25 protein-coding genes and 1 riboswitch are annotated in these 24896 nt (G+C 55.9%); of the genes, 8 read left to right on the plus strand and 17 right to left on the minus strand.

Annotated features, from left to right (window positions below; translation table 11 throughout):
• Window positions 1–29: 29 nt before the first annotated feature.
• From DWV57_RS02910 to ligA, 10 genes are all read right to left on the minus strand, one after another.
• On the minus strand, window positions 30–416 hold the full coding sequence (locus DWV57_RS02910; RefSeq protein ID WP_120019874.1) for an Asp23/Gls24 family envelope stress response protein: 387 nt from the start codon (window positions 414–416) through the stop codon (window positions 30–32).
• A gap of 160 nt (window positions 417–576) precedes the next feature.
• On the minus strand, window positions 577–1203 hold the full coding sequence (locus DWV57_RS02915) for a SpoIIIAH-like family protein (RefSeq protein WP_005942037.1): 627 nt from the start codon (window positions 1201–1203) through the stop codon (window positions 577–579).
• Window positions 1204–1235: 32 nt separating this feature from the next.
• The gene (locus DWV57_RS02920; RefSeq protein WP_120019875.1) at window positions 1236–1769 is read right to left on the minus strand and encodes a stage III sporulation protein AG; all 534 of its coding nucleotides are present in this window, start codon (window positions 1767–1769) and stop codon (window positions 1236–1238) included.
• Window positions 1766–2236 (minus strand): hypothetical protein, encoded by a 471-nt coding sequence (locus tag DWV57_RS02925; RefSeq protein ID WP_120019876.1) that lies wholly within the window; start codon window positions 2234–2236, stop codon window positions 1766–1768. The genes DWV57_RS02920 and DWV57_RS02925 overlap by 4 nt, the downstream gene beginning before the upstream one ends.
• A 6-nt stretch (window positions 2237–2242) precedes the next feature.
• Window positions 2243–3322: a stage III sporulation protein AE gene (locus DWV57_RS02930; RefSeq protein ID WP_120019877.1), complete on the minus strand. Its 1080-nt coding sequence runs from the start codon at window positions 3320–3322 to the stop codon at window positions 2243–2245.
• A complete protein-coding gene (locus DWV57_RS02935) occupies window positions 3319–3702 on the minus strand; it encodes a stage III sporulation protein AD (RefSeq protein WP_120019878.1) in 384 nt (127 codons plus the stop codon). Before DWV57_RS02935 ends, DWV57_RS02930 begins: the two co-directional genes overlap by 4 nt.
• Window positions 3699–3893, minus strand: a complete 195-nt coding sequence (gene spoIIIAC / locus DWV57_RS02940; RefSeq protein ID WP_005942027.1) for a stage III sporulation protein AC — start codon at window positions 3891–3893, stop codon at window positions 3699–3701. The genes DWV57_RS02935 and spoIIIAC overlap by 4 nt, the downstream gene beginning before the upstream one ends.
• 18 nt (window positions 3894–3911) lie before the next feature.
• A complete protein-coding gene (locus DWV57_RS02945) occupies window positions 3912–4376 on the minus strand; it encodes a hypothetical protein (RefSeq protein WP_120019879.1) in 465 nt (154 codons plus the stop codon).
• Complete coding sequence (locus tag DWV57_RS02950) at window positions 4373–5266, minus strand: AAA family ATPase (protein WP_120019880.1); 894 nt, start codon at window positions 5264–5266, stop codon at window positions 4373–4375. Before DWV57_RS02950 ends, DWV57_RS02945 begins: the two co-directional genes overlap by 4 nt.
• Window positions 5267–5394: 128 nt before the next feature.
• Complete coding sequence (gene ligA / locus DWV57_RS02955) at window positions 5395–7395, minus strand: NAD-dependent DNA ligase LigA (RefSeq protein ID WP_120019881.1); 2001 nt, start codon at window positions 7393–7395, stop codon at window positions 5395–5397.
• 622 nt (window positions 7396–8017) lie between these two features.
• Between ligA and DWV57_RS02960 the strand changes: the two genes are divergently transcribed.
• From DWV57_RS02960 to DWV57_RS02970, 3 genes are all read left to right on the plus strand, one after another.
• Window positions 8018–8593: a uracil-DNA glycosylase gene (locus DWV57_RS02960; protein ID WP_118527270.1), complete on the plus strand. Its 576-nt coding sequence runs from the start codon at window positions 8018–8020 to the stop codon at window positions 8591–8593.
• A gap of 70 nt (window positions 8594–8663) precedes the next feature.
• Entirely contained in the window at window positions 8664–9749 is a 1086-nt protein-coding gene (locus tag DWV57_RS02965) for a hypothetical protein (RefSeq protein ID WP_120019882.1), read from the plus strand.
• A gap of 160 nt (window positions 9750–9909) precedes the next feature.
• Complete coding sequence (locus DWV57_RS02970) at window positions 9910–12396, plus strand: ATP-dependent DNA helicase (protein WP_120019883.1); 2487 nt, start codon at window positions 9910–9912, stop codon at window positions 12394–12396.
• 66 nt (window positions 12397–12462) lie between these two features.
• Here the strand turns inward: DWV57_RS02970 and DWV57_RS02975 are convergent, their stop codons facing one another.
• The 4 genes from DWV57_RS02975 to glyA form a co-directional block, all read right to left on the minus strand.
• Window positions 12463–13434 carry a 2-dehydropantoate 2-reductase N-terminal domain-containing protein gene (locus DWV57_RS02975; RefSeq protein WP_120019884.1) on the minus strand — a complete coding sequence of 324 codons (972 nt, stop codon included), beginning with the start codon at window positions 13432–13434 and terminating at the stop codon, window positions 12463–12465.
• A gap of 35 nt (window positions 13435–13469) precedes the next feature.
• Window positions 13470–13730: a cation transporter gene (locus tag DWV57_RS02980; RefSeq protein WP_044953687.1), complete on the minus strand. Its 261-nt coding sequence runs from the start codon at window positions 13728–13730 to the stop codon at window positions 13470–13472.
• 269 nt (window positions 13731–13999) lie between these two features.
• Window positions 14000–14515, minus strand: coding sequence for a cob(I)yrinic acid a,c-diamide adenosyltransferase (locus DWV57_RS02985; RefSeq protein WP_097775481.1), 516 nt, complete (start codon window positions 14513–14515; stop codon window positions 14000–14002).
• A gap of 101 nt (window positions 14516–14616) precedes the next feature.
• Entirely contained in the window at window positions 14617–15870 is a 1254-nt protein-coding gene (glyA, locus tag DWV57_RS02990; RefSeq protein ID WP_005942005.1) for a serine hydroxymethyltransferase, read from the minus strand.
• A 250-nt stretch (window positions 15871–16120) separates the two neighbouring features.
• On the opposite strand from glyA, the gene DWV57_RS02995 reads away from it, so the two are divergent.
• Genes DWV57_RS02995 through DWV57_RS03005 form a run of 3 tightly spaced genes read left to right on the plus strand, consistent with a single transcriptional unit; the run spans window position 16121 to window position 18185 of the window.
• Entirely contained in the window at window positions 16121–16693 is a 573-nt protein-coding gene (locus DWV57_RS02995; protein WP_097777765.1) for a 5-formyltetrahydrofolate cyclo-ligase, read from the plus strand.
• Window positions 16684–17319: a cyclodeaminase/cyclohydrolase family protein gene (locus DWV57_RS03000; RefSeq protein WP_097777764.1), complete on the plus strand. Its 636-nt coding sequence runs from the start codon at window positions 16684–16686 to the stop codon at window positions 17317–17319. The genes DWV57_RS02995 and DWV57_RS03000 overlap by 10 nt, the downstream gene beginning before the upstream one ends.
• Before the next feature lie 11 nt (window positions 17320–17330).
• Complete coding sequence (locus tag DWV57_RS03005; RefSeq protein WP_118527280.1) at window positions 17331–18185, plus strand: tetrahydrofolate dehydrogenase/cyclohydrolase catalytic domain-containing protein; 855 nt, start codon at window positions 17331–17333, stop codon at window positions 18183–18185.
• Between the two features lie 108 nt (window positions 18186–18293).
• Here the strand turns inward: DWV57_RS03005 and DWV57_RS03010 are convergent, their stop codons facing one another.
• Window positions 18294–19247, minus strand: a complete 954-nt coding sequence (locus DWV57_RS03010) for a phospho-N-acetylmuramoyl-pentapeptide-transferase (protein WP_005941994.1) — start codon at window positions 19245–19247, stop codon at window positions 18294–18296.
• Window positions 19248–19418: 171 nt separating this feature from the next.
• On the opposite strand from DWV57_RS03010, the gene DWV57_RS03015 reads away from it, so the two are divergent.
• Complete coding sequence (locus tag DWV57_RS03015) at window positions 19419–20837, plus strand: MATE family efflux transporter (RefSeq protein WP_120019885.1); 1419 nt, start codon at window positions 19419–19421, stop codon at window positions 20835–20837.
• Between the two features lie 127 nt (window positions 20838–20964).
• Here DWV57_RS03015 and DWV57_RS03020 read toward each other — a convergent pair whose 3' ends face one another.
• Window positions 20965–21564 carry an ECF transporter S component gene (locus DWV57_RS03020; RefSeq protein ID WP_097777761.1) on the minus strand — a complete coding sequence of 200 codons (600 nt, stop codon included), beginning with the start codon at window positions 21562–21564 and terminating at the stop codon, window positions 20965–20967.
• 150 nt (window positions 21565–21714) lie between these two features.
• Window positions 21715–21834, minus strand: a riboswitch (FMN riboswitch).
• Window positions 21835–22002: 168 nt separating this feature from the next.
• Here DWV57_RS03020 and DWV57_RS03025 point away from each other — a divergent pair.
• Window positions 22003–23085: a mechanosensitive ion channel family protein gene (locus tag DWV57_RS03025; RefSeq protein ID WP_165853648.1), complete on the plus strand. Its 1083-nt coding sequence runs from the start codon at window positions 22003–22005 to the stop codon at window positions 23083–23085.
• 238 nt (window positions 23086–23323) lie between these two features.
• Here the strand turns inward: DWV57_RS03025 and pta are convergent, their stop codons facing one another.
• Window positions 23324–24349, minus strand: a complete 1026-nt coding sequence (gene pta, locus DWV57_RS03030) for a phosphate acetyltransferase (RefSeq protein ID WP_118527288.1) — start codon at window positions 24347–24349, stop codon at window positions 23324–23326.
• Between the last annotated feature and the right edge of the window lie 547 nt (window positions 24350–24896).

Genomic DNA, 24896 nt, shown 5'->3' on the forward strand with positions numbered 1-24896 from the left:
AGGATCGGCTTCCAATTCTGAATTTTATTTTACTGCTCTGCTGCAGTGGTTTGTGCAAGGCCGGCGATCACCAGATTGACGCGGCTCACAGTGACATTGGTCATGTTCTGTACGGCGTTCTTCACGTTTTCCTGCACCTTTTCGGCCACAGCAGGAATGCGTGCACCAAAGCTCATCATCAGGTTCAGAGTGATGTTTGCGGTACCATCCCGCATTTCCACCACGACCGGAGACTGGATGCTGGATGCTTCCAGCAGATCCTTGAGCTTTTTATTTTGTCCGCCGCAGGAAACCTCGGCAACGCCGTCAATTTCCAATGCTGCGCAGCGTGCGATCTTACCGATGACTTCGGTGGAGATCTGAAGGCTGCCGCCCTGAAGATCTGTATTCTGAAAATCCATTGTGTTGTCCTCCATTCAAAAGCGGGCACAGCCTGCTTTTTCTTGTTTGAAATGGTCCTGCCTGAAACGATCAATGCCATACGCAGGACAACATCATTCTTTATTGATAGAGTTATTATACCATCAAAGCGGGTGCGATTTCAATACTTGTTTCGGAAAACTCTGCCGCACCTTCTTATTTGACCTCCACCACCGTGATGTTCTGGGCAGTCACAGTGCTTTTGTTCAGCACCACATCCCGGATCTGTGCCACCTGTGCCGCTGTGAGCGGTTCACCGGAGGTCATCACGGTAAGGTCTGCCCGGCCGGACTGCAAAAAGCACAGGCAATCGGCAAAACCTTTGGCTTTGATCAGCGTTTCGATCTCATTCTCCGCATTCAGATCTTCCAGATTTGCGGTCATCTGGGCGGTATATTCCTTCTTTTCCTCTGCGGAAAGCGACGAGGATTTCATCGTTTTCTTGATGGAATCCATCGCCTCATCGTGGGCCTTCTGTCGTTTGAGCCGAGCCTGCTCAAAAAACTTTGCACCGCTGTCACTGGCAACGCTTACAAGCTGCGCTTCACCATAGTTTTTGTTGGCGCTGGACACCGCTTCGGCCTCTGTGGGCAGCTCATCCAGAACCGTCTGCGCCTGTACCGGGACATCCTCAGCCTCTGCCGCGACCATTGCAGCATTGTCCGGCAGTTCCGTGGGCACATCGCTGCGGGCATACTGCCAGTTCAAGTATACGGCGATCACCAGTGCGGCAGCCAATGTAACAGCTGTGGCCCTGCGGGTATTTCTGGAAAGTGCTCTCATAAATCGTTCCTCCTTATAAAAGCTGCAGGGTCTCAGCCCTTGCGCTGTTCCACACAAATGCGGTTGGATGGCAGATCCAGCAGTGCGCTTACCAGTTCGGTGATCCGGGCAGCAACGCGGATGTCTCCGCCGCCCTCGCACAGCACGGCCACACCGCACACCTGCGGCAGACATACCGTTTCGGTCAGGGCTGAACCATCTTCCAGCAGGACATGGGTCTGCTGGGACTGCATTTCTCCGGACTGTGTATCCAGCGCATAAATGGCTTCTTCCCCAGTCTCCAGCGTGACCATCACGGTCGTTTTGCCCGCACCGCTCATCTGTGAGATCAGATGTTCCAGCCGGTTCTCCAGCTGTGCCTGATATTCCGTGCTGCTCTGGGCAGACTTTGTGTTTTTTGTGTTGCCCGCTGCCGTGTTCTGCGGAAAAAGTTCCGACAGCAGGATCAGCAGCATTGCCAGAACGCCTACTGCCGCAGCAAGCCTTGCTCTGCCCTGTTTCCCTTTACATTTCCGGGCAAAATCTTTCACGGAATCTCCGAACGAAATGCCCCCTGCTTCTTTCATTCGGTGTCCTCCTGCACTTCCAGTATCGGTGCCATGTCAAGCTCCTGCTGCAGATATGCCGCGATCCGGCTCTGCTCTGCGGATGTGCACGCCGCCGGGAGGATCACAAGCACCTTTTCTGCCCGAACGGTCTGTTCTGTCCGGGTCAGTGTGATCTCCAGTTTCACCTTTGTACCAAAGCGCCGCTCACACTCTGCGCAAAGATCCGCTTCCAGCCGTTCCTGCGTTCCCTGCAAGAGCGATGTCTCCGTACTCTGGATGCTGACCGCTGCCGGAGCCGCCGCCGCTGCACTTTTCAGTTCCAGCTTCATCTGCGTGGCCAGCCGGAACAGGATCACTAGAATATATAGCCCGGCAACGGCTTTTATGCATCTGCCCGCCCAGCCTGCGCCCACCAGCAGCGTCGTGATCTCCGCACAGATACAGGCAATGCAGAACGCCGATGCCGCCGTCTGAAATGCGTGCATTTCCTATCAGCCTCCCGTCATCATCAGAAGCCCCACGCCTACCGTCAGCAGTTCAAAAAACAGTGCCGTTACTGCTGCCATGCATTTTACCGCTTCGGCCATGCAATCAAACAGCGCCTGACAGCGCCGGTTCTCCGCAAGGCCGCACAGAAGCCTGCATCCTGCAAGGAATAGCAAATGGAGCAGAAGCTGCAGATACAGCGGCAGAAATTCGGCCCCGATCACGGCAAGTGCCGCAAAACCCAGACTGCTTTTGAGCAGCTGCATTCCGGCAAGAAATACTTCTGCCGTATCGCTCAGAGCCTGCCCGATCACCGGCACGCCGCCGGTAAGCAGCTGGCCCAACCGCAGTGCAGAACGGTCCAGCTGAACCGTTACCGCTCTTTGCAGCCCTAACAGCACTGCAAAAATCCGCCCAGCCCAGACAAGCCCCCTGCGCAGCAACGCGCCCATGACACGGCACGTTTCCGAAAGCCCCTGCTGGGTGCTGATGCAGCACGCCATGCTTACCGCAAGGTAGCTCTGCAGCAGCGGACTGACCACAAGCACCGTACCCTGTGCCAGAAAGCACAGCCCGGTCAGCAGCAGACCGCTTGCCGCTGTGCTGGCATTTACCTCTCCACCGGCAGCGAGCACACCGCTGTACACCGGAAGAAAACCCAGAAGGTAGTTTTTCCACCCCTCCATCCGCTCACAGATCAGCTGTGCAAGGCTGATCAGATCTCCCCACAAAAGGGTGCCGCAGCCCACAGCCGCAGCCAGCTCCAACAAGGCGCTGTCGGCTGCTCCTCCCACCAGAAATGAAAGCACGATCAGCAACAGTAAAAACAGCAGAACATCCGCATAGCAGTGTGCCATCTGCCGGATCATCTCTGCCGGTGATCCCGGCAGGAGCGCGAGCAGAGTTTTGAGCGGATCTTTGGCAAAGGAATCTGCGCTTTGTGGAGCTTTTTCCAGATAAGGCTGCCAAAGCTCCTGTCCGGGCAGGCCCTGCAGCTGTGCCGCAGCGGCATCAGGTGCAAAAGCCAGAAAGCATGCTGTGCACAATACAAACGCTGCCGCTTTTTGCAGGAATTTTTTTATCATGCGGCAAGCCCCCAGATCTTCTGACAGATCTCTTCCAGTAGAGGAAATGCTGATGCCAGAACCAAACATCGGCCCGCAAACCCGGCGCACCATGCCAAAGTATCCGCACCAGCTTCTTCACACAGGGTCCGCGCGTAATCGGTCAGCAGCAAAATTCCGGCACAGCGCAGCAGGCAGGCAAATGCAGGCCCGTCCACCCGGCGGCTGAAAGCCAGTATATTCCGAAGCAGCTCCTGCACCGCCACTCCAAGCTGCAGCAGCACAAACAATGCTGCGCCAACGGACAGCAGAAACGCATAGACCGGTGCATCCTTCCGCAGCAGAAGCTGCGCTGCTGCAAAGACGACCACTGCCCCCAGAATGGAAAAAGATGTACTCATAGTGCAAACAGCGACTTGATGGTAACGAACAGTGCGCTGATCTGCTTGACAAGGATGGAAAGCACTACCACAAGACCCGCAAGGGTCGTCATCATGGCCTGATCCTCCCGGCCGGAACGGATCAGCAGCTGGTTCAGGACGGCCACGATAATACCGATCGCTGCAATTTTGAACACAAGGTCGATCTCCAAGTTTTCGTCCTCCTGCCACTACAAAAGAATCAGTGCTGCCACCGCGCCGGCTGCAAGGCCAAGCCTGCACGGTAAGCCCTGCCCGGATGCCGCTTTCTGCTGCGCCTGGTGCAGGAATGCTTCAAAACGGGCAGAGTAATAATCCAGTCGTTCGCATTCCTGTGCCGCTTCGCTTTGGCCAAGGCCGGCAAAGCACTGCTCAAAGCAAAGGCGTTCCGCATCATCAAATCTTTCCGGTGCCGGAATTTCCTGCAGTTTTGGTGCTGCATCGCTTTCCAGCAGCTTTTCCTGCACGAGACACCGCTGCAGCTGTTCCAGATCCAGCCTGCGGTAAGCGATCTCCTGCCGGATGCGCTGCAGCAGCTCCACGGTGCGCTGCAGCTGCAGGATATGCTGCTCTGTTCTGACCTGAAATGCAGAACCGGTCAGCCACCCGCACAGCAGAAGCAGTGCAGCCGCTGCCCAATGAAAAAGCCGCATCATACCGTGCAGACCTGCCGGACTTTTCCCGGCGTTGTGCAGCCGTGCAGCAGTACAAATACACGCAGCATTCCATGCCGCTGCAGCGCCTGTACCTGCGGCCGCCGGGCGGCTTCTTCCACGCTTGCGGCATGGACGCTTGCAACAAAGTCCACCCCGCCGTAAAAGCCCTGTTCCAGCGCTGCAGTTTCGGCAAGCGTGCCCAGCTCGTCCAGCAAAATAACTTGCGGCGAAAGCGTGCGCAGTGCCATCTGCACAGCCCGTTCCTTAGGGATGCCGGACAGCAGATCCAGCGGCGGCATCTTCTCGAAATCACCCGGCGGAAAGATCTCGCAGCGCTCGTCCACCACGCAGGCTCGCCGCTGCATCCCGGCCAGTTCTCGTGCGATCTGACGCAGCAGCGTCGTCTTGCCGCTGTCCGGCTCGCCGACCAAAAGCATCCCAATAAAATGCTTTTTCAGTTGCACCAGAAGTTCGTCCGGCAGCTGTACCGGAACCGCCCTTGCAATGCGCAGGTTCAGCCCCTGCACCTGCTGCAGAACCGTCTGGCCGTCGCGATCCACATAGCGTCCTGCCACACCCACCCGGCAGCCGGAGGGTATTGTCAGAAATCCATGCGCAAGCTCCGTCTGGTGTGCATGTACCGCGCCGCCGCACAGGGTGTGAAAGATTTCTTCGATCTGAAGCTGATCCAATACACACTCCCTCAGCTGCAGCGGGCACTCCGGCAGGTCCTGCAGCGGGAGCTGCCGACCCGACAGTGTAACAAAAACACCACAGCCTGTCCGGAACCGAAGTTCATGGATCTGCGCTGCCGTCTGTGCTGGCAGCTGTCCCAATGGCCCGGCCAGCCATGAGGGAAGCAGGCGTATCGCCCGATAATACTCATCCACACTGTCCTCTCCTTTTTCAGGCTCATTGCCTGCTATGAGTATATGCCTGTCCCTGCCGGATAGAACCTGCGGACATAAAAATATCCCCGCAGCACAAAACTGCGGGGATATCCATTGGAGCGGTTTTATCAGATGTTTTCGTCGCTGATCATTGCCAGAAATTCTGCCTCGGTCAGCACCGGGATACCAAGCGCCTGCGCCTTGGTCAGTTTGGAGCCTGCTGCCGTGCCTGCCACGACATAGGCCGTTTTCTTTGAAACAGAACCGCTGGCCTTACCGCCGTTTTTCACGATCAGTGCTTCCGCCTCATTGCGGGAAAGAGTTTCCAGTGTGCCGGTGACCACCAGCGTTTTTCCTGCCAGCTTATCGCCCTTCGGTTCGCCCTTCCACTGCATATTCAATCCGGCATCGGCCAGACGATGGACAAGGTCGGTCGTTCCCTCTTTTGCAAAGAATTCCACGACGCTCTGCGCCATTACGCCGCCAAACCCATCGATCTCGCTGATCTGCTCTGCACTTGCTTCCCGGACAGCCTGCAGCGTACCGAAATGCTCTGCCAGCAGGGCTGCAGCTTTATCGCCAATGTTGCGGATGCCAAATCCGAACAGGAGCTTATCCAGATTGTTCTGCTTGGAAGCCTCGATGGCGTTCAGCAGGTTATCGGCACTCTTTTCCTTGAACTTATCCAGCGTCAGCAGCTGTTCCCGTGTCAGCGTGTAGATATCTGCTGCGGAGTGCACCATGTCCTTCTCCACCAGCTGGGTGGCAACTGCTGTGCCAAGGCCCTCGATATCCATTGCATCGCGGGAAGCAAAATGGATGATATTGCGCAGTGCCTGTGCCGGGCACTCGGGGTTAACACAGCGCAGAGCTGCTTCATCCTCCAGATGAACGACTGGCGCACCGCAGGAGGGGCAGACCGTGGGCATCTCATAGGGCTGTGCATCCTCTGCGTGATGGGTAACACCGATCACTTCCGGGATGATATCACCCGCCTTGCGCACCTGAATGGTATCGCCGATGCAAAGGCCGAACTGATGGATAAAATCCTCATTGTGCAGGGTCGCGCGGGCAACGGTAGTACCCGCCAGAAAGACAGGGTCAAAGCAGGCCGTCGGGGTAAGAACACCGGTGCGGCCAACTGCGACCTCAATGTTGCGCAGCGTTGTCTCCTTTACCTCTGGCGGATACTTAAACGCAATTGCCCAGCGTGGGAATTTGTTGGTGGAACCCATCAGATCGCGCTGTGCAAAATCGTTCACCTTGATCACAGCACCATCCATATCAAAATCCAGTTTGGCACGGTTCTGGCCGATCTGCTCGATCTCGGCAATGGCCTGCTCAATGTCATGCACGATATGATAGCGCGGCGAGACCGGCAGGCCAAGGCTCTTGAGGTAATCCAGACTTTCGGCATGTTTGGTAAGCGTTTTGCCGCGGATCTGCTGCACATTGAAAACAAAGATAGAAAGGCCTCGGCTTCCGGTGATTTTTGCATTCTTCTGGCGCAGCGAACCGGCAGCCGCATTGCGCGGATTTTTAAAGGGTGCCGCGCCCTGCAGCTCCTGCTCTGCACACAGCTTCTGGAACGCGCCATGCGGCATATACACCTCACCACGCACTTCCAGAAATTCCGGCGCATCCTTCAACTTTTTGGGAATGCTGCGGATGGCGCGGACATTGGCGGTCACATCCTCACCCACCACGCCATCGCCGCGGGTAGAGGCACGAACCAGTTCACCGTTTTCATATTCCAGACTGCAGGAAAGGCCATCGATCTTGATTTCCACCACATACTCCGGCTCTATGCCGGCTTCCCGCACGCGGCGGTCAAAATCCCGCAGTTCATCATACGAAAATGCATCCAGCAGGCTTTCCATTTTTACCGCATGGGTCACCTTGGGCAGCTTGCTGCTGGCCGTGCCGCCTACCTTCTGGGTAGGCGACGATGCCGTGACCAGCTGCGGAAACTGTGCTTCCAATTCTTTCAGTTCCCGGGTCAGAGCATCATACTCAAAATCTTCAAGCTCCGGGGCATCCTGGTCATAGTAAAGCCGATTGTTTTTCTCAATCACAGCGCGCAATTCTTCCACGCGCTTTTTTGCCTGTTCCAACTCCAAAAGTTCCACTCTCCCGCTATCCGGTTTCTCCCGCGCTGCCGTCCGGCACTACCGCCTGAAAATGCATTGCAGAAAACTATTTTGATTATAACACATCCAGCCGCGCTCTGCAAAGAGAAAGCGGATACAATTTGTATAAGTGCTTTGAAATCCGCACGTGTAATCGTTTTCAATCATTGCTGCAGATTGATTTAAAATCAACGCTCCGAGATACTCTTTGTTTATTCTTTTGATAAAACAACGTTTTATCGTATGATTTCTCCACATCCATGACGAGTGAATCGTCCCGTGGTATCGTTAAGTCGCCAGCCAAAACACACACAGAAAGGGCAACGCATTCGTTGTGAATGCTTTAAGCCTTATCCCCCCGGCATCGTCCTCATGATGGTCGTGTTCAGTTCGTCACCACGGCAAAGAAAGCCGGTGTGGATGAGCATGTCATTAAAAAGATTGTCGGCCACTGTATTGATGATGTTGCCGAAAAGTCGTATACTAAAAGAGGTATTGAGTGGATTCGTCATTTCATGCAATGCATCGTACCACCCTAGCTTTTGTACTATTATTTTAGGAGAAAAGCTGTTCCGATTTGTGAATCAAGTATCATACCGTTTCAAGAGGAGATCAAGCCGCCATGGATTGGGAAACATTAAGATCAAGCTGTCTTGCCTGCACCCGCTGCGAGCTGTGCAAGACCCGCACCAATGTGGTGTTCGGTCAGGGTGTGGAAGATGCCGAAGTTCTGTTTGTGGGCGAAGGCCCCGGCCAGAATGAGGATGAGCAGGGTCTGCCCTTTGTGGGACGCAGCGGCCAGCTGCTGGACAAATATCTGTTTGCCATCGACCTTGACCGCACGAAGAACTGCTATATTGCAAACATCGTCAAGTGCCGCCCGCCGCAGAACCGTGACCCTCAGCCTGCTGAGAGCGAAGCCTGTATGCCCTGGCTGCGGGAGCAGTTCCGCCTGCTGAAGCCAAAGATCGTGGTCTGTCTTGGCCGCATTGCCGCCCAGCGGATGATCCGAAAGGATTTCTCCGTGACCAAGGAGCATGGCCAGCTGTACGAAAAGGGCGGCATCCTGTTCATGGGTACCTTCCACCCTGCCGCTCTGCTGCGCAGCCCGCAGAACAAGCCTGCAGCCTTTGCTGATTTTACTGCCCTGCGGGACAGCATTGAAACGGTGTGCAAACATACCTATCATAAAGACTGAATCATTCCCGCTGCAAGAACCAAACACCTTCCTTTTGCATACTCTAAAACAAAAAGAGAGGTGTTCGATTATGGAAGCTGCACGACGTGATTCCATTGATTTCTTTCTGGGTGCCACAACGCCTGCCGGTTTCAAGGGCTATTTTGAACCGCTGCGCCACGAACCCGGTATGCAGATGTACCTGATCAAAAGCGGGCCGGGCTGCGGCAAATCCACCCTGATGAAGCGGCTTGCCCGTGTTGCCGAACAGCGCGGCGAACTGACGCAGCGCATCCACTGTGCCAGCGACCCGGACAGTCTGGACGGCGTGATCCTGCCCGGGCAGCACAGGGCCATCGTGGATGCCACTGCGCCCCATGTGGTGGAGCCGGATGCTCCCGGTGCGGACGAAGTGGTGGTGAGTTTGTACCACACCATCGATGCAGAAAAGCTGCACCAGTGCACCGATGAGGTCAAGGCGCTGTTTGCCCGCAACGCCTTGCTGCGCAGCCGCGCTGCACGATATATTGCATCGGCAGGCAGTCTTTTGCTGGACAGCCGCCGCGCCGAAGCCTGCAGCGCCAATTTTGACAAGGTGCGCCGTTATGTCAAACGGCTGTGCACCCGGGTGATGCCGCGCACGGAAGGCATTGGCAGCGAAGAGCTGCGCCTGCTTTCCGCCGTCACCCCCAAGGGTGAAGTGTTTTATCAGGGCACTGCACAGGCATTGGCGGATAAGTTTATCGTGTTCCGGGATGACTACGGCGCGGTGTCCCGCCTGCTGCTGGAGCTGATCCGCGCCGAAGCCCTGACGCGGGGCTACCACATTATTACCTGTCCATGCGCCATGCACCCGGAGGATAAGATCGACCATATCCTGATCCCGGAGTTGAAGCTTGCCTTCCTGACGGATAATCGCTGGCATCCGGTGCATCTGCCCAGTGTGCAGGCTGTGCGGTGCACCCGCTTCCTTGACAGGGAAAATCTGGCAGCGTACCGGGCACGGCTGCGCTTTAACGAGCGTGCTGCCGCCGAACTGCTGGAACAGGCCAGTGCCCTGATGGCACAGGCCAAGAGCTGCCACGATGAGTTGGAGACCTATTACCGTGCAGCGGTGGATTTTGGCAAAGTGGATGAAGCGGCAGCAGAATGCATGGAGATGTTCGGCCTGAAATAATCAGTTTACGTCGACGAACCGGGAGTTTCTCTGAGGACCGTCCGCTGGGGTGGGACCCTGTTGCCGTGAGGCAATAGGACGGGCGATGGAATGGCCCGAATCGTGTCTGAAGAGAAATTACCGGTTCGTCAGTGTATCCCAAAAGCGGAGGTGAAATGCTTTGGCAACGGTTCATCTGCCCATCCGGCAGCTGGTGGAATTTCTGCTGCGGACCGGCAGCATTGACAGCCGGTTTACGGGGTTTGACCGTGCACTGGAAGGTGCCCACATCCACCGCAAATTGCAAAAAGCTGCCGGAGACGGCTATCAGGCTGAGGTGTTTCTCTCCGTAGAGCGGCAGGCAGAGGACATCACTTTTACCCTTGAGGGCCGGGCTGACGGCATTTTTACCGATGAGACTGGCACGGTAGTCATTGACGAGATCAAGACCACCGCTGTGCCGCCGGAAGAGATCACTGAGGATATGAACCCCTGCCACTGGGCACAGGGCATGGTGTACGGTGCCATTTATGCCACACAGCAAAGCCTGCCGGAACTGAACGTCCGGCTGACTTATTATCAGATAGACACCGATCAGATCATCCGCTTTATCCGCCGCTTTACGCAGCAGGAGCTGGATGAATTTCTTGACAAATTATTGTGCCAGTATGCTCCGTGGGCGCAGCGCCGGATAGAGTGGGATGTAAAGCGTACTCAGAGCCTTGCGGCACTGCAGTTCCCGTTTGCGCAGTACCGGCCCGGACAGCGGGCTATGGCGGGCGAGATCTACCGCGCCTGCCGCGCTGGCAAGACCGCCGACTGCAAGGGCGGTACGCGGCTGTTCTGTCAGGCTCCTACCGGCATTGGCAAGACCATGAGCGCGCTTTTCCCCGCGCTGAAAGCCATGGGCGAAGGCAACGGAGAAAAGCTGTTCTATCTCACGGCCCGCAACACGACCCAGACTGCCGCCGAGGATGCCTTGACCCGGCTGCATACGGCACAGCCAGAGCTTGCCCTGCGCAGTGTGACGCTGACCGCCAAGGAAAAGGTCTGCCTGCATCCGGACGCAGAGGGACATCCCGCCTGCCTGCCGGAGCTTTGTCCCTACGCCAACGGCTACTACGACCGCATCAAGGATGCGCTGACAGCTCTGCTGGACGGTACCGGCAGCTTTGACCGCGCAGCGCTGGCCGGGGCGGCAAAGCGTTTTTCGGTGTGTCCCTTTGAACTGGGGCTAGACCTGAGCGAGTGGTGCGATGTGGTCATTGGGGATTACAATTACCTGTTCGATCCGGTGGTGCACCTGAAGCGGTTCTTTGATTCTTCCGGCGACTGGTTGTTTTTGGTCGATGAAGCACATAATCTGCCCGACAGAGCCAGAGCAATGTATTCTGCACGCTTTTGTAAAAGCAGCCTGACCGAGGCAAAACGCGCATTGGGCAAGGGCAAAAGTGCTTTAAAGACCGCTCTGACCAAAGCAGACAAAGCCCTGCTGGAAGCCCGGAAAGCCTGCATACAGCTTGCACCCCGGCACAGCAGCCAGACCGATGCCGCAGACCCGGCACAGACCAGTCTTTTGCCTGAAAACACTGCCCCCGCACTGGAACTGCCCGAACCGCTGTATGTACAGGACAGTACTGTGTTTTTGCAGGAGCCGCCCTCTGCCCTGCTCAGTTCGCTGCGGGCCGTACAGGCACCTTTGCAGGACTGGCTGGAAGCGAACCCGGATGCCGAAGTACATGCACAGTTGCTGGAGCTTTATTTTGCTGTACAGGACATCACCCGTGCCGCCGAACGATACGACAGCCACTTTGTCACTCAGCTTACCGCGCGCGGCAGAGAGCTTGAATTGCAGCTGCTGTGTCTGGACCCGGCACCTTTTGTGGATGCCAGCCTTGCCGCAGGGCGCAGCGCAGCGCTGTTCAGTGCAACACTGGCTCCGCCCTCGTTCTACCGCAGTGTTCTGGGCTGCAGCGATGCACGTGCCGTCGCACTGGACAATCCCTTCCCGGCTGAAAATCTGGGGCTGTATTGCCTGCCGAATATTTCTACCCGCTACCGCGACCGCGAAGCCAGCGTGCAGGCAGTTTCGGATGCACTGGCCCGGCTGGTGCAGGCCAGAACGGGAAACTACTTTGCCTTTTTCCCAAGCTACGCATATCTGCGGCAGGTACACGAAGATTTTGCAGCACGTTACCCGGGCATTCGCACCCTTGTGCAGGAAAGCCGTCTGGATGATGCCGCTCGGGCTGAATTTCTGGCTCAGTTTGTGCCGGACCCGGCCGAAACGCTTCTAGGTTTTGGCGTGATGGGCGGCATCTTTGGTGAGGGAGTTGATCTTGCAGGCAGCCGCCTGATCGGGTGCGCCATTGTGGGTGTGGGCCTGCCGCAGGTAAATCCGCAGCAGGAAATGCTGCGCCGTTATTATGACGCACAGAACGGCTTTGGATTTGATTATGCCTACCGCTATCCCGGCATGAACAAGGTACTGCAGGCCGCAGGGCGCGTGATCCGCACGCCGGAAGACAGAGGTGCGGTGCTTTTGCTGGACGACCGGTTTGCCCAGCAGGAATACATCCGGCTGTTCCCTCCTCACTGGCGGCATATCCGCTATCTGCGCAGCTGCGAAGAACTGGCCGCTGCCCTGCAGGACTTCTGGAATAAATGAGACCCAAACAAAAAGGCACTGCCGCACCCAAAACAGGAGCGGCAGTGCCTTTGCTTCTTTTTTGTTTTATTTTGCTGCTTTCCGGTTCTGCTGCAGGCTATCCCACGAGGGCATTTCATTGCGCAGCTTTTCCCACATGGGCATTGCCGTGCCGGTCTGCCTGCGCAGAGCATCGAACGCTTCGTCCAGATACTTCATTTCGGACACTGCGTGCATGGCGTGATCCGAAACGCACAATCTGCCCAGCGGTGTTTTTGTCATGGTAAACACCATCGCTTCCATCTTACGGCGGGCCGATGTGCCGGGCTGGAAATTATCGGTGTTGTTGGCATCGTTCACCGGGATGCCCGCATCCTTGAGCATCAGGCAGGCTTCATAGGCGGCATCCAGAATGGCACCGCGCTGCTGCTTGGTGGCCCGGTGCAGATCGCCGTTGCAGGCATAGCACACATAGCACGCCGGCAGAACGAATGCAATGTGGCACTTGAGCCATTCATCCATATCGCCATAGAAGGTCAGCTTGTATTTTGCACCGTCAAAGGCGGTCTTGAGCCGGGTTCGGAAGGTGCCAGAAAGCGGAGTTGTGGCACCGCCCACCGTCATGCCAGCACTGGCGTACACACTGACCACATGGTCGTGTTCACGGCGGCCTGCCGTGCCCTGAAAGCCGAATGCGATCTTATCCGCCGGGCGCTGCATGAATTCCAGCACCTGCTTTGCCTGCGGGTTGTTGCCCACAAACACAAAATACTGGCTCTTGTTGGCCTTGAGCACAGGAAGCACCTCCGGCAGCTGGCCCGCCTGCACGACCACAAAGACGAGATCATAATAATCATCCGGGGCAAGAGTGTCCACGGTTTTGATCCGTTCCGTTGTGGTCTTGCGCTGCACCCAGTGGCGGATGATTAAACCCTTCTGGTCGATCATTTCCTTCCACTCTCCGCGTGCAAGCAGCGTGACAACGTTCTTTTTGTTCTGCATCAGCACATGGGCCAGCTCGCAGCCCAAAACGCCCGCACCGTAAACCAGAATCCTCATCCAGATACGCCTCCCTTATGTGTGTTAAGGTTTGCTTACTTTTTCAAAAACGAGAAAAAGCCTTTTTTCTCGTAAGGTGCACTGCTTACGCCCTTGACCTCATAGCCGGTTGCATTGATGGCATCCCGCAGCTTCTGCTCGTCCAGCGGCTGTTCCGAGTGGATCACCGTCTGGGCTTTTGCCTGCGAGGACGACACCCTTTTTACCTCCGGGAAGGCCTTGCGCACGGCTTCGTTGACATGGCTCTCGCACATGCCGCACATCATACCATCTACTTTTACGATCGTTTCAATCATTTTATTCTCCTCCAGATCTTCTGCGCGCATCGGCCCGTTGACGCAGAATCTGTTAGGAAGCACTAACCGCAGTTTCAAACAAAACGCCGTCGGGAACTGCCCGGCAGCGGTGCGGAGCGGTTCCCTGTTCTGTGGTGGGTCTGCTCAGAAAATGCACGCATGATTTCTTGTCTTCATCATATCACACCAGTGGGCTAAATGCAAGATGAAAAATACCCCATCCCGGTTTTTGCGCTTTTCACTCATGCACCCGGCATCCTGCTGCCGGGTCAGTATTCAATGCCCTGCCGGGCGGAAATTCCCCTCTGGTAAGGGTGGCGGTGGCACTTCATCTCCGTGGCATAGTCGGCGGCATCCAGCATCCACTGCGGCGCAGCATGGGCAGTAAGCACGCATTCCTGCTCTGCCGGGCGTTCCAGCACGGCCTTTTGCAACAGGGCTTTATCCACCATATCCAGTTCCCATGCGCTGCCTGCTTCGTCCAAAATCAGCAGGTCGGCAGGGTCAGCCATGGCAGCTGTGAGGTTCGCATTCTGCAGCTGGCGGGTGGCTTCCTTTTCCGCTTCGTTCATCTGGAACACGAATTTCTGCCCCGCCTTGCCGCGGTACACCTTTGCACCCAGCTGTTCCAGCAGCGGCACCTCGCCGCTTTTGCCGCCTTTGAGGAACTGCAGAATCACCACCCGCTTTCCGCTGCCCATGGCCCGCAAAGCAAGGCCCATGGCAGCGGTGGTCTTGCCCTTGCCATCACCGTAATATAGATGTAACAGCCCTGTACGCTTCATGGTCATTTCTCCTTTTGTCTTTGCGTTTATGGTAACACAAACCCAGCAAAAAAGGAAGAGGAAGCACCCGAAGGCGCTTCCTCTTTCAAACAATGCGATATTTACTGATACAGAGGAAAATCCCGGGTCAGCTTCAGCACACGGTCACTGATTTCGTCCTTCTTCTCGTCGTAGTGCCAGATGCAATCGGCGATGCAGTCGGCGATCACCTTCATCTCGGCCACGCCCATGCCGCGGGTGGTAACAGCCGGGGTGCCCAGACGCACGCCAGAAGTCACGAATGGGCTGCGGGTCTCGCCGGGGACAGTGTTCTTATTGGCGGTGATGTGCACGCTGTCCAGACGTGCTTCCAGCTCCTTGCCGGTGCACTCCTCGTCACGCAGGTCGATCAGCATGAGGTGGTTATCCGTACCGCCGGACACCAGCTTGACGCCGCGGGCCTGCAGCTCTGCTGCCAGAGCCTGTGCATTCTCCACGATCTTGCGGGCATATTCCTTGAACTCCGGCTTCAGTGCTTCACCAAAGCAGACAGCTTTTGCGGCGATCACATGCTCCAGCGGGCCGCCCTGGGTGCCGGGGAACACGGCAGAATTGATGCGCTTTGCAAGAATGGGATTGTTGGTCAGAATCAGACCGCCGCGGGGGCCGCGCAGGGTCTTGTGGGTGGTGGTGGTAACAACATCAGCATACGGCACAGGACTCTGGTGATAGCCGCCTGCCACCAGACCGGCAATGTGGGCCATATCCACCATCAGATATGCACCATAGCCGTGGGCGATCTCAGCGATCTTCTCAAAATCGATGGCACGGGGATATGCAGATGCACCGGCCACGATCAGCTTGGGGCGCACCTTCTTAACCTGCTTTTCCAGCTCAGCATAGTCGATCACGCCGTCGGCATTGACACCGTAAGAGACAAAGTTATAGTTCTTGCCGGACATGTTCACCGGAGAACCGTGGGTCAGATGGCCGCCCTGAGACAGATCCATGCCCATGACAGTATCGCCCAGATCCAGCAGAGCAAAATAAACTGCCAGATTGGCCTGTGCACCGGAGTGGGGCTGAACATTGGCATATTTTGCGCCGAACAGCTTGCAGGCACGCTCGATGGCAATGTTCTCCACCTCGTCCACATAGACACAGCCGCCATAGTAGCGCTTGCCGGGCAGGCCCTCGGCGTACTTGTTGGTCAGGATGCTGCCCATTGCGGCCATGACGGCGGGAGAGACGATGTTCTCACTGGCGATCAGTTCAATGTTCTGGCGCTGACGGTTCAGCTCGCGATCCATGGCTGCGGCCAACTCCGGATCAACGGTATTGACCAGACCGATGGTGTCCATCATTTCATTGTACATAATATTCTACCCCTCTCAATTTCCGGAGAAAGCCCCGGATCTCTGGATCTCTTCAAGCCACCCTGCTCCGCGCACGAACCGAATTGCTTTCTTTTATCATAGCAGAAAGCTGTAGAATCTTCAACTTCCATTTTGCCAAAAGGCTTGCTTTTTTCGTCTGAAGTGTTTATTATACTTGTATAAAAATGCAGTGTCGTTTTTGTATATTTTTCAAGTCAGTCAATCTTCAGATGAAGCGAGGTGTTCTCTGGTGACGGTCAGCGAAGCAAAGCAGACCCAGCGCAAAGCGGGCCGTGCCGCACGCAAGGCTCTCGGCCCGGAAGAACGCAAGGCTGCAAATGCCGCTTTGTGCGCATCCCTCTGGCAGCTGGCTGCCGTGCAGAATGCGCAGACCATCCTGCTGTACGCAGCGTTTGGCTTTGAAGCCGACCTTGCTGCCTTTGCCGCCGAAGCAGCAGCTCAGGGCAAAACACTGGCCTATCCGGTGTGCGGCGAGGCGTATTCCCTTACAGCCGCTGTGCCCGGCCCGGACGGCTGGGAGATGGGGCAGTACGGCATCCGCACCCCCATCCTGAGCCGGTCGGAGATTCTGCTGCCGGAAGCGCTGGATCTGGTCCTTGTACCCTGCACGGCTTTTGATGCAGACTGCTTCCGGGTCGGCATGGGCAAGGGTTATTACGACCGGTATCTTCCCCGCTGCAAAAACGCGGTGAAGATCGGCATTGCATTTGAGGCACAGCGGGTGGAACATGCTGCCGTAGACGAGCACGACCAGCGGCTGGATGCCTATGTAACAGAGAGGGGTATTTACAAATGGAAATGACTAAGCTGAGCTGTGAGAAATTTCTCGCAGAGCTGGCCAGCAAAGCCCCCACGCCGGGCGGCGGCGGAACGGCAGCGCTGGTGGGTGCTGCCGGTGTAGCGCTGGGCAATATGGTGGGCAACCTGACCACCGGCAAAAAGAAATATGCCGCCGTGGAAGCAGACATTCAGGCCCTGAACACAAAAGCCGATGCCCTGCGCAAAGAGCTGGAAGCGCTGGTGCAGGCCGATGCCGATGCCTTTGCGCCGCTGGCTGCGGCCTACGGCCTGCCCAAGGACACACCAGAGCAGGCTGCACACAAAGCCGCCGTGCTGGAAAAGGCGCTGGATGCCGCCTGTGCCGTGCCACTTGAGATCATGGAAAAGTGCGCCGAGGGCATTGCTCTGGTGGAAGAATACGCCGCCAAGGGCAGCGTGATGGCCGTCTCGGACGCAGGCTGTGCAGCCGCCCTGTGCAAGGCAGCCTTGCAGGCCGCAAGCCTGAATGTGTTCATCAACACAAAGCTGATGGCAGACCGTGAGCGCGCTGCTGCGTTGGACGCAAAAACAGACAAACTGCTGGATGAATTTGTGTTGCGGGCAGACGCTGTTTTTGCATCCGTGATGAACAAATTGCGAAATAAGTGAGGGAAAGTATTATGGCAACGATTTTGAAGGGCGCACCCGTTGTAGCCGCTATGAACGAACGCAATGCGGCGCTGTGTGAGCAGCTCAAGGCAAAAGGCATCACTCCCACGCTGGCCGTGGTGCGTGTGGGTGAGCGGGAGGACGACCTCTCCTACGAGCGCGGCGTGATCGCCCGCTGCGGCAAGGTGGGCGTGGAGGTAAAGCAGTTTCTTCTGCCCGCCGATGCTTCGCAGGACGATCTGTTGAAGGCGATCGCCGAGGTGAACGCAGAGGATACCATCCACGGATGCCTGCTGTTCCGTCCGCTGCCCAAGCAGTTCAATGACCGCACTGTGCGTGCGGCGCTGGCTCCGGAAAAGGACATTGACGGCATCACGGACGATTCTCTGGCCGGTGTGTTCACTAATACCGATCTCGGCTACGCTCCCTGCACCGCGCAGGCCTGCCTTGAGATCCTGAAGTATTACAACATTCCGCTTTCCGGCAGGCGCGCTGTCGTAGTGGGCCGCAGCCTTGTGGTAGGCAAGCCCGCAGCCATGATGCTGGACCGCGAGAACGCCACCGTGACCATCTGCAATTCCCGCACGCAGAACCTGCCCGCCATCTGCAAGGAAGCAGATGTGGTAGTAGTGGCCATGGGCAAGATGGGTGCCGTGGGTGCCGACTGCCTGCGGGAGGGCCAGACCGTGGTGGATGTGGGCATCCATGTGAACGAAGAGGGCAAGCTGTGCGGTGACGTAAAGTTCAGCGAAGCAGAGCCGGTAGTGGATGCCATCACGCCGGTACCCGGCGGTGTGGGCACTGTGACCACCTCGGTTCTGGTGGGCCATGTCGTGCAGGCTGCAGCCAAAAAGGCCGGGCTGTAACGAATCATCGAACTATAAAATAAAAGACGCTTGATACACTGCTGTATGCTTCCCTGCCGGGGAAACATATTCAGACAAGACCAAGCGTCTTTTTTTGATTGCTATATTTTAGCCGCGGACAATGAGCAGCAGCAAAGCCGAAGCCACACACTGCATGATCAGCCAGCGGGCCACCACCTGCTCGTCGCTCCAGCCCTTATTCTTGCGGGCGTGGTCGTGCAGAGGGGTGCGGGTGTTCTTGAGGATGGAAATGTGCAAAAAGCGCTTCAGGCTGATCTTCAGGATGCCCAGACTGCCATCCACGATGAACACGATGGCTGCCAGCAGGAAGGCAAACGGATGGCCGCATTTGAGGGACAGCATTGCGATAAAGAAGCCCATTGCGCGGCTGCCGGCATCGCCCATCAGCAGGCTGGACGGCTTTGCGTTGGACCACAGATAGGCCAGCAGCGCCCCCATGAACACAACGCCTGCGGTGCCGTACTCAGCCAGTTCTGTTTTATAGGCCAGCAGGTAGGTGCCGATGGTCACCACTGCAACACTTGCCGAAAGGCCGTCCACGCCGTCGGTGCAGTTGACCACATTGATGCTGGTCCAGATCAGAATAACGATCAGCAGCAGATACACAGCATACGGCAGAGTGAAACTCCACTGCAGGAAATTCACACCGCAGCCGTTGAAGTTGAGGTAGGTCACACCTGCAACGATGGCAATGGCAAAATCAATGATGCCCTTTTTATACTCGTTCCATGCAGTTTCAGCAGCATCGTCAAAGTAGCCGGACAGCATGGATGCAATAAGCAGAATGGTGTAGATGACGTATTCCACCTTGAACGGCAGGAATGCCAGCGATACCAGTGCGATGCACAGCACGAAGATCAGGCCGGAACCACGGGCCTTACCCTTGGAAAGCGCACCGTTCACCGCAAACTCGCGGCCATGGTCGTGCGGAAGCTTATCGTGAAAAACGGAGTCCATCAAAGCCGTGAGGGCAAACGCCAGCAGGAATGCCAGAGCATCGACACCGCGCTGTCCTACGACCGAAAGCAGTGATTCGATCATATTCAAAGTTCCTCTTTCTTTTATGTTTGTGAGAGAAGTGTATCACGCTATCCATAAAAAATCAATCATTCCCGGAGAAAAATCCACGTTTGATTGACTTTCTGCAGCACCGCACTTATAATAGTATATCAGTCTGTCAAAAAAGTTATTGTTTCTATAAAAGGAGAACTCATGTCCATCTCTCTTGAGCAGCTTTCGGCGCAGATGCGCCGGGGCGAACAGGTGCCGCTGCGGCACACCATGCAGGTGGTGCTCACACTGAGCATCCCATCCATCCTGCAGCAGATCGTGGTAACTGCGGTGGAGTACATCGACGCAGCCATGGTGGGGCATATCGGTGCATCTGCTACGGCATCCATTGGCATCGTCAGTTCCAGCACGTGGCTCATGCATGGAATGCTGGCCGGTCTATATATGTCCTTTGCCATTCAGGTGGCACAGTATCTGGGTGCAGACCGGCAGGACGATGCACGCGGTGTATTGCGCCAATCTATGATCTTCAACCTTGTGGTGGGCCTTGCAGCTGCGGCCTTCGGCATTGGCATCAGCCGCTTTCTGCCCGGATGGCTGGGTGCCGACCCTTCCCTGCAGGCGGATGCTTCGGCCTACTTTGCCATCTGGTCGGCTTCCCTGCCCTTTTTGATGATCATGGGAACCTACTCTTCCATGCTGCGTTCCTCCGGCGATGCCCTGACACCGGGCCTTATCAGCGTGCTGACCTGCGTGCTGGATGTAATCTTTAACTTCTGCCTCATCAATCCCACCCGTGAGATGGTGGTGTTTGGCCGCACAATGACCGTCTGGGGCCTTGGCTGGGGGGTACCGGGCGCAGCACTGGGCACCGCCCTTGCTACCACTATCAGCGGTGTGCTGACCCTTGCCATCCTGCTGCTGCGAGACGGCCCGCTGTGCATCCGCAAGCCCGGCTCCTGGCACATTACCAAAGCCTGTCTGCAGAACCTGTGGAAGGTAGGCGCACCGCTGGCCGCAGAGCGTGCAGTTCTTTCCTCGGCGCAGGTGCTGCTCATCCGCATCGTATCCGGCCTTGGCACCACCGCCATTGCTGCCAACAGTCTGGGTGTGAGTGCCGAAAGCCTGTGCTACATGGCAGGCTATGGCATTCAGGATGCATCCCTTGCACTGGTGGGACAGGCCGTGGGCGCAAACCGTCGGGATATGGCAAAAAACTTTGCCTGGCTGTGCACCGGCATGGGCATGGGCATTATGGCGCTGACCGGCGTTGGCATGTACATTTTTGCGCCAAACCTGATGGGCGTTTTCACCGCAGATGCGGCAGTTATTGCGCTGGGCGCACGGGTGCTGCGCATTGAAGCACTGGCCGAACCGATGTTCGGTGCCAGCATCGTTGCCAGCGGTGCCATGCAGGGTGCCGGAGACAGCACGGGATGCTTTGTGCTGAACCTTGTCAGCATGTGGGGCATCCGGCTCACGCTGGCTTCCCTGCTGGCTCCGCATTTTGGGCTGGTGGGTGTATGGATGGCCATGAGCTTTGAGCTGACCATACGCGGTGTGCTGTTCCTTGTGCGGCTGGCCCATGGCAGATGGCTGGACAAAGGGGCATTGGCCTGATTGATCGCGGGCGGATATATTTTCCTCTAAATAACAGCTCCCCGGCCGGGAACCGCACTGCGGGACCTGACCGGGGAGTTTTGCTGTGGTTATATGATTTGAGAAGAAGAAAAAAGTGGAGAACAAGTTACTTTCTGCCGTGCAGGATGGGAGACAGCGGCTTGTAGATCAGCATGCACAGCACTGCATCCAGCAGGCCCTTGACCAGCGTGAAGGGCATATTGAAGATGACAAGGCACTTGATGAGACTGTCTGCAGAAGGCAGGATGGCCTGATACATGCCGAGGATGGCTTCCAGCGGCATGTGGTAGAACTGCACATAGGCCGGATAGGTGATGAAGTAGTTGGACGGTACGCTGAACACAGCCATGGCTGCAGCGCCTGCAATAGCACCGATGATGGCGGTCTTGCGGCTCTTGTGGTGCTTATAGACAGCGCCTGCCACAGCGGAGAAAACCGCACCCAGCATGAAGTTGCACAGCTCGCCCACGCATGCAGTGGAAGTGCCCTTGATAACGATGTGCAGCAGGTTCTTCATAAAGCTGATGACCACACCGTACACCGGGCCGAGAGCAAAGGCACCCAGCAGAGCCGGCAGGTCAGAAAAGTCCATCTTGACGAAGGACGGAATGAGCATCGGAATGGGAAACTCAATGAACATCAGGATAAAGGCCACCGCGCTGAGCATGGCGGCAACAGTAAGATTGTGAGTCGTGCTTTTTTTCATGGTAATGATCCTTCCCGGGGTAAGATGCCCCTTACAAAAATTGTTCCGAAAGCTCTTTTCGTATCTTGTTTTTTTGAACGGGAAGGACAAATAGAAAAGCGCCCTGCTGCAACAAAAACACTGCAACAGGGCGCGTAGACAACGATTTGCCTGCCGTTTCTTGCATCCGGACTATACCGTTGGTCCCGGAGTTGCACCGGGTCAGCACCCTTGCGGGTGGTCGCGGACTTTACCGCCAGTGGGGAATCTCACCCCGCCCTGAAACGAACTTTCTGGCACAAAGTATAGCGTGGCAGGCCCAGCTTGTCAAGAGGGCATCTTAAAATTTGTGCAAAAAATGTCAAAGTAATTCTTTCAAGCTCCCTTCTCTGTAAGCTCTTGCCCGGGTGGGTGCGGTATGGTATCATAGATGGGTCGTATAAAATTCAGGAGGTTATCATGATCTTTTCTATTCGTGATCTTTCGTTTGAGTTTGGCTCTGTACTGCTGGAGGGCTGGTTTGCACTGGCTGCGCGCGCAGGGTGCGCGCTGCTCATTCTGCTTGCCGCATGGCTGGTACGCCGCTGGCTGAGCAAAAGGGGCATTCCGGCACTGCTGGCCCGCAAGTGGTACTTTAACGGCACTCCCATCCTGCTGCGCAGCTTTGCGGTACCCATCCAGCGCATGTGCACTGCGGTTGGCGTATATCTGGCGGCAGCTTCCCTGCCCTGGGCCATTCCCGGCATTGCCAGACTGCTGTTGGTCTGCTTCCGCCTTGTCATGACCCTGCTGGTCTGCGAAGGCCTGTATGCGGCATCGGATCTGGCCGCCCTGCTGCTGGCTTCCTGCAGCCCGGAGATCCGCTCCAACAAAACACTCTGCTCTTTGCTGGACACCGCCTACAAGGTGCTGGTGATCGTGCTGTGCGTGGCAGCGTTGGCACAAGAAGTGGGCTTTCCCATCGGCAGCATTGTCGCCGGTGCCGGTCTGGTTGGTCTGACCATCTCGCTGGCCGCACAGGAAAGCGCCAGCAACCTGTTTTCCGGCATCGTGATTCTGCTGGACAAGCCCTTCTCGGTGGGCGACTGGATCACTGTGGGCGATGTGGAAGGCGAAGTGATCGACATCAACTTCCGTTCCACCCGCATCCGCTCGCTGGATAAAACCATCAATGTGGTGACGAACAGTAAGATCTGCTCTTCCACCGTGCAGAACGCCGCCCTGCGCACCATGCGGCCCTACAAGTTCAATCTGGGTGTCACCTATGGCACCACCCGCCCAAAGCTGGAACAGCTGATGAAAGACTTGCAGACCATGCTGGACGCAAGCCCTTACACCAACAAGGGTACCAACATCGTACAGCTTGCAAACTTTGGCGATTCCAGCATCAACATTCTGGTCTCCGCCTACCTGCTGACTAACGCCTACGCGGAATTTTTGCAGATGCAGAACGACCTGAACCTGAACATTATGGACATCATGCAGGCCGACGGTGTGGATTTTGCGTTCCCCTCCACCAGCGTGTATATCGAAAAGAACTGAGCAAACCTGTAAAGGGGCTGTTGCAAAATAGCGCCAATGAAAAGCGGAAAGCAAAAATCTCATCTTTTTCCCTCAAAAAGAGTAGAATTTTTCGGAACTGAAAATGCAAAAAGCTGAGCACCTGCTTTTTCACAGATGTTCAGCTTTGCTATACTCATTTTTTGAAATCTGCCTTTGAAGCCTCAACATTCTGCCCGTTTTGTACGGTGAATGCGGCGGCTATTTTCAATCAGTCAGCTCAAGACTGGCAGGCAGTGATCAGGCTCATTTTGTAGACCTCGTCGGCGTTGCAGCCACGGGACAGATCGTTGATGGGAGCGTTCAGACCCTGCAGGATGGGGCCGTAAGCTGCATAACCGCCCAGACGCTGAGCGATCTTATAGCCGATGTTGCCGGCCTCGATGCAGGGGAAGATGAAGGTGTTGGCCTGACCAGCCACCTTGCTGCCCTTGCACTTGACCTGTGCAACTTCGGGAGCAACGGCAGCGTCAAACTGCAGCTCACCGTCCACAGCCAACTCGGGATCCATTTCCTGAGCCTTGATCACAGCGTCATGGCTCAAAGCAACGGTGCCGCCCTTGCCGGAGCCCTTGGTGGAGAAGCTCAGCACAGCAACCTTCGGATCGATGCCGAACAACTTTGCGGTCTTAGCGGTCTCAATAGCAACCTCAGCAAGCTTTGCAGAAGCGGCGATCTTGACCTCGCCGGTAGCCTTATCAACGGTATCGGTATAGTCGATGTTAACAGCGCAGTCGCCCATGGCAATGCGCTTCAGGCCCTCTTCACCGCAGTCACGGTCCAGAATGAAGCAGGAGCTGACCAGATGTGCGCCCTTCTTGGTCTTGACCAGCTGCAGAGCGGGACGAATGGTGTCGGCAGTGGAGTAAGTAGCGCCGCCCAGCAGGCAATCAGCCTTGCCCATCTTCACCAGCATGGTGCCGAAGTAGTTGGACTTCTTCAGCAAAGCGGTGCACTCCTCAGCGGTCTGCTTGCCCTTGCGCAGCTCCACCATGGTGTTGACCATCTCATCGAAACCGGCATAGTTCTCGGGGTCGATGATCTCGGCAGCGGAAATATCAAAGTTACCGGCGGCAGCAGCAGCCTTGCACTCAGCCTCGTTGCCCACCATGACGACCTTCAGCACACCCTCGGCCAGCAGCTTTGCAGCGGCCTCCAGAATGCGGGGATCATTGCCCTCGGTGAAAACGATCGTCTTGGGATTTGCCTTCAGCTGTGCTACCAGCGGTGCAAACATATCAGCCATTGTGATTACCTCCGAATTTACTTTCCAATATTCACATCCAGATATCTGTTGGACACAAGGATGCCTTTCTCTTTTATTCTAGCACATACGGCAAAAAGTTCAAGACAAAATTGGCTTTTTGTGCTACAATTTTTGCCTCACGCATCATCGTTATTTTCCTGCCAAAGTAGTAAGACACGCCCTGCGTATTCCTTCACAATTTCCCGTAAACCACCTTCCACAAATTTCAATTTTAAGCTATGCACTTTTGATTCACAATTTTTCTTTTTTAAAAATGCAGAAAGTTCCAGTCAGTTCATATTTTTTGCGTTAAAACGTAAAAAAGAGCCATTTTCCCGATTCTTCGAGAGAACAGCTCCATAGTATTGGCTTTATAAATATCAGATAGAAATGGTGTTACAAAAACCCCGTACTGTTGAATTTTGCTCGTATTATCGATATATTTTCGTCAAAAAATCCACCCAAACAATGCCCCGTCCAAATCCATTCGCCGTCTATCGAGTCCAGTTCTCTTGTTGATTATCAATCTTCTTATAATATCGCATTT

This window comes from Faecalibacterium sp. AF10-46 (assembly GCF_003604105.1).
Taxonomy (GTDB): domain Bacteria; phylum Bacillota; class Clostridia; order Oscillospirales; family Ruminococcaceae; genus Faecalibacterium; species Faecalibacterium taiwanense.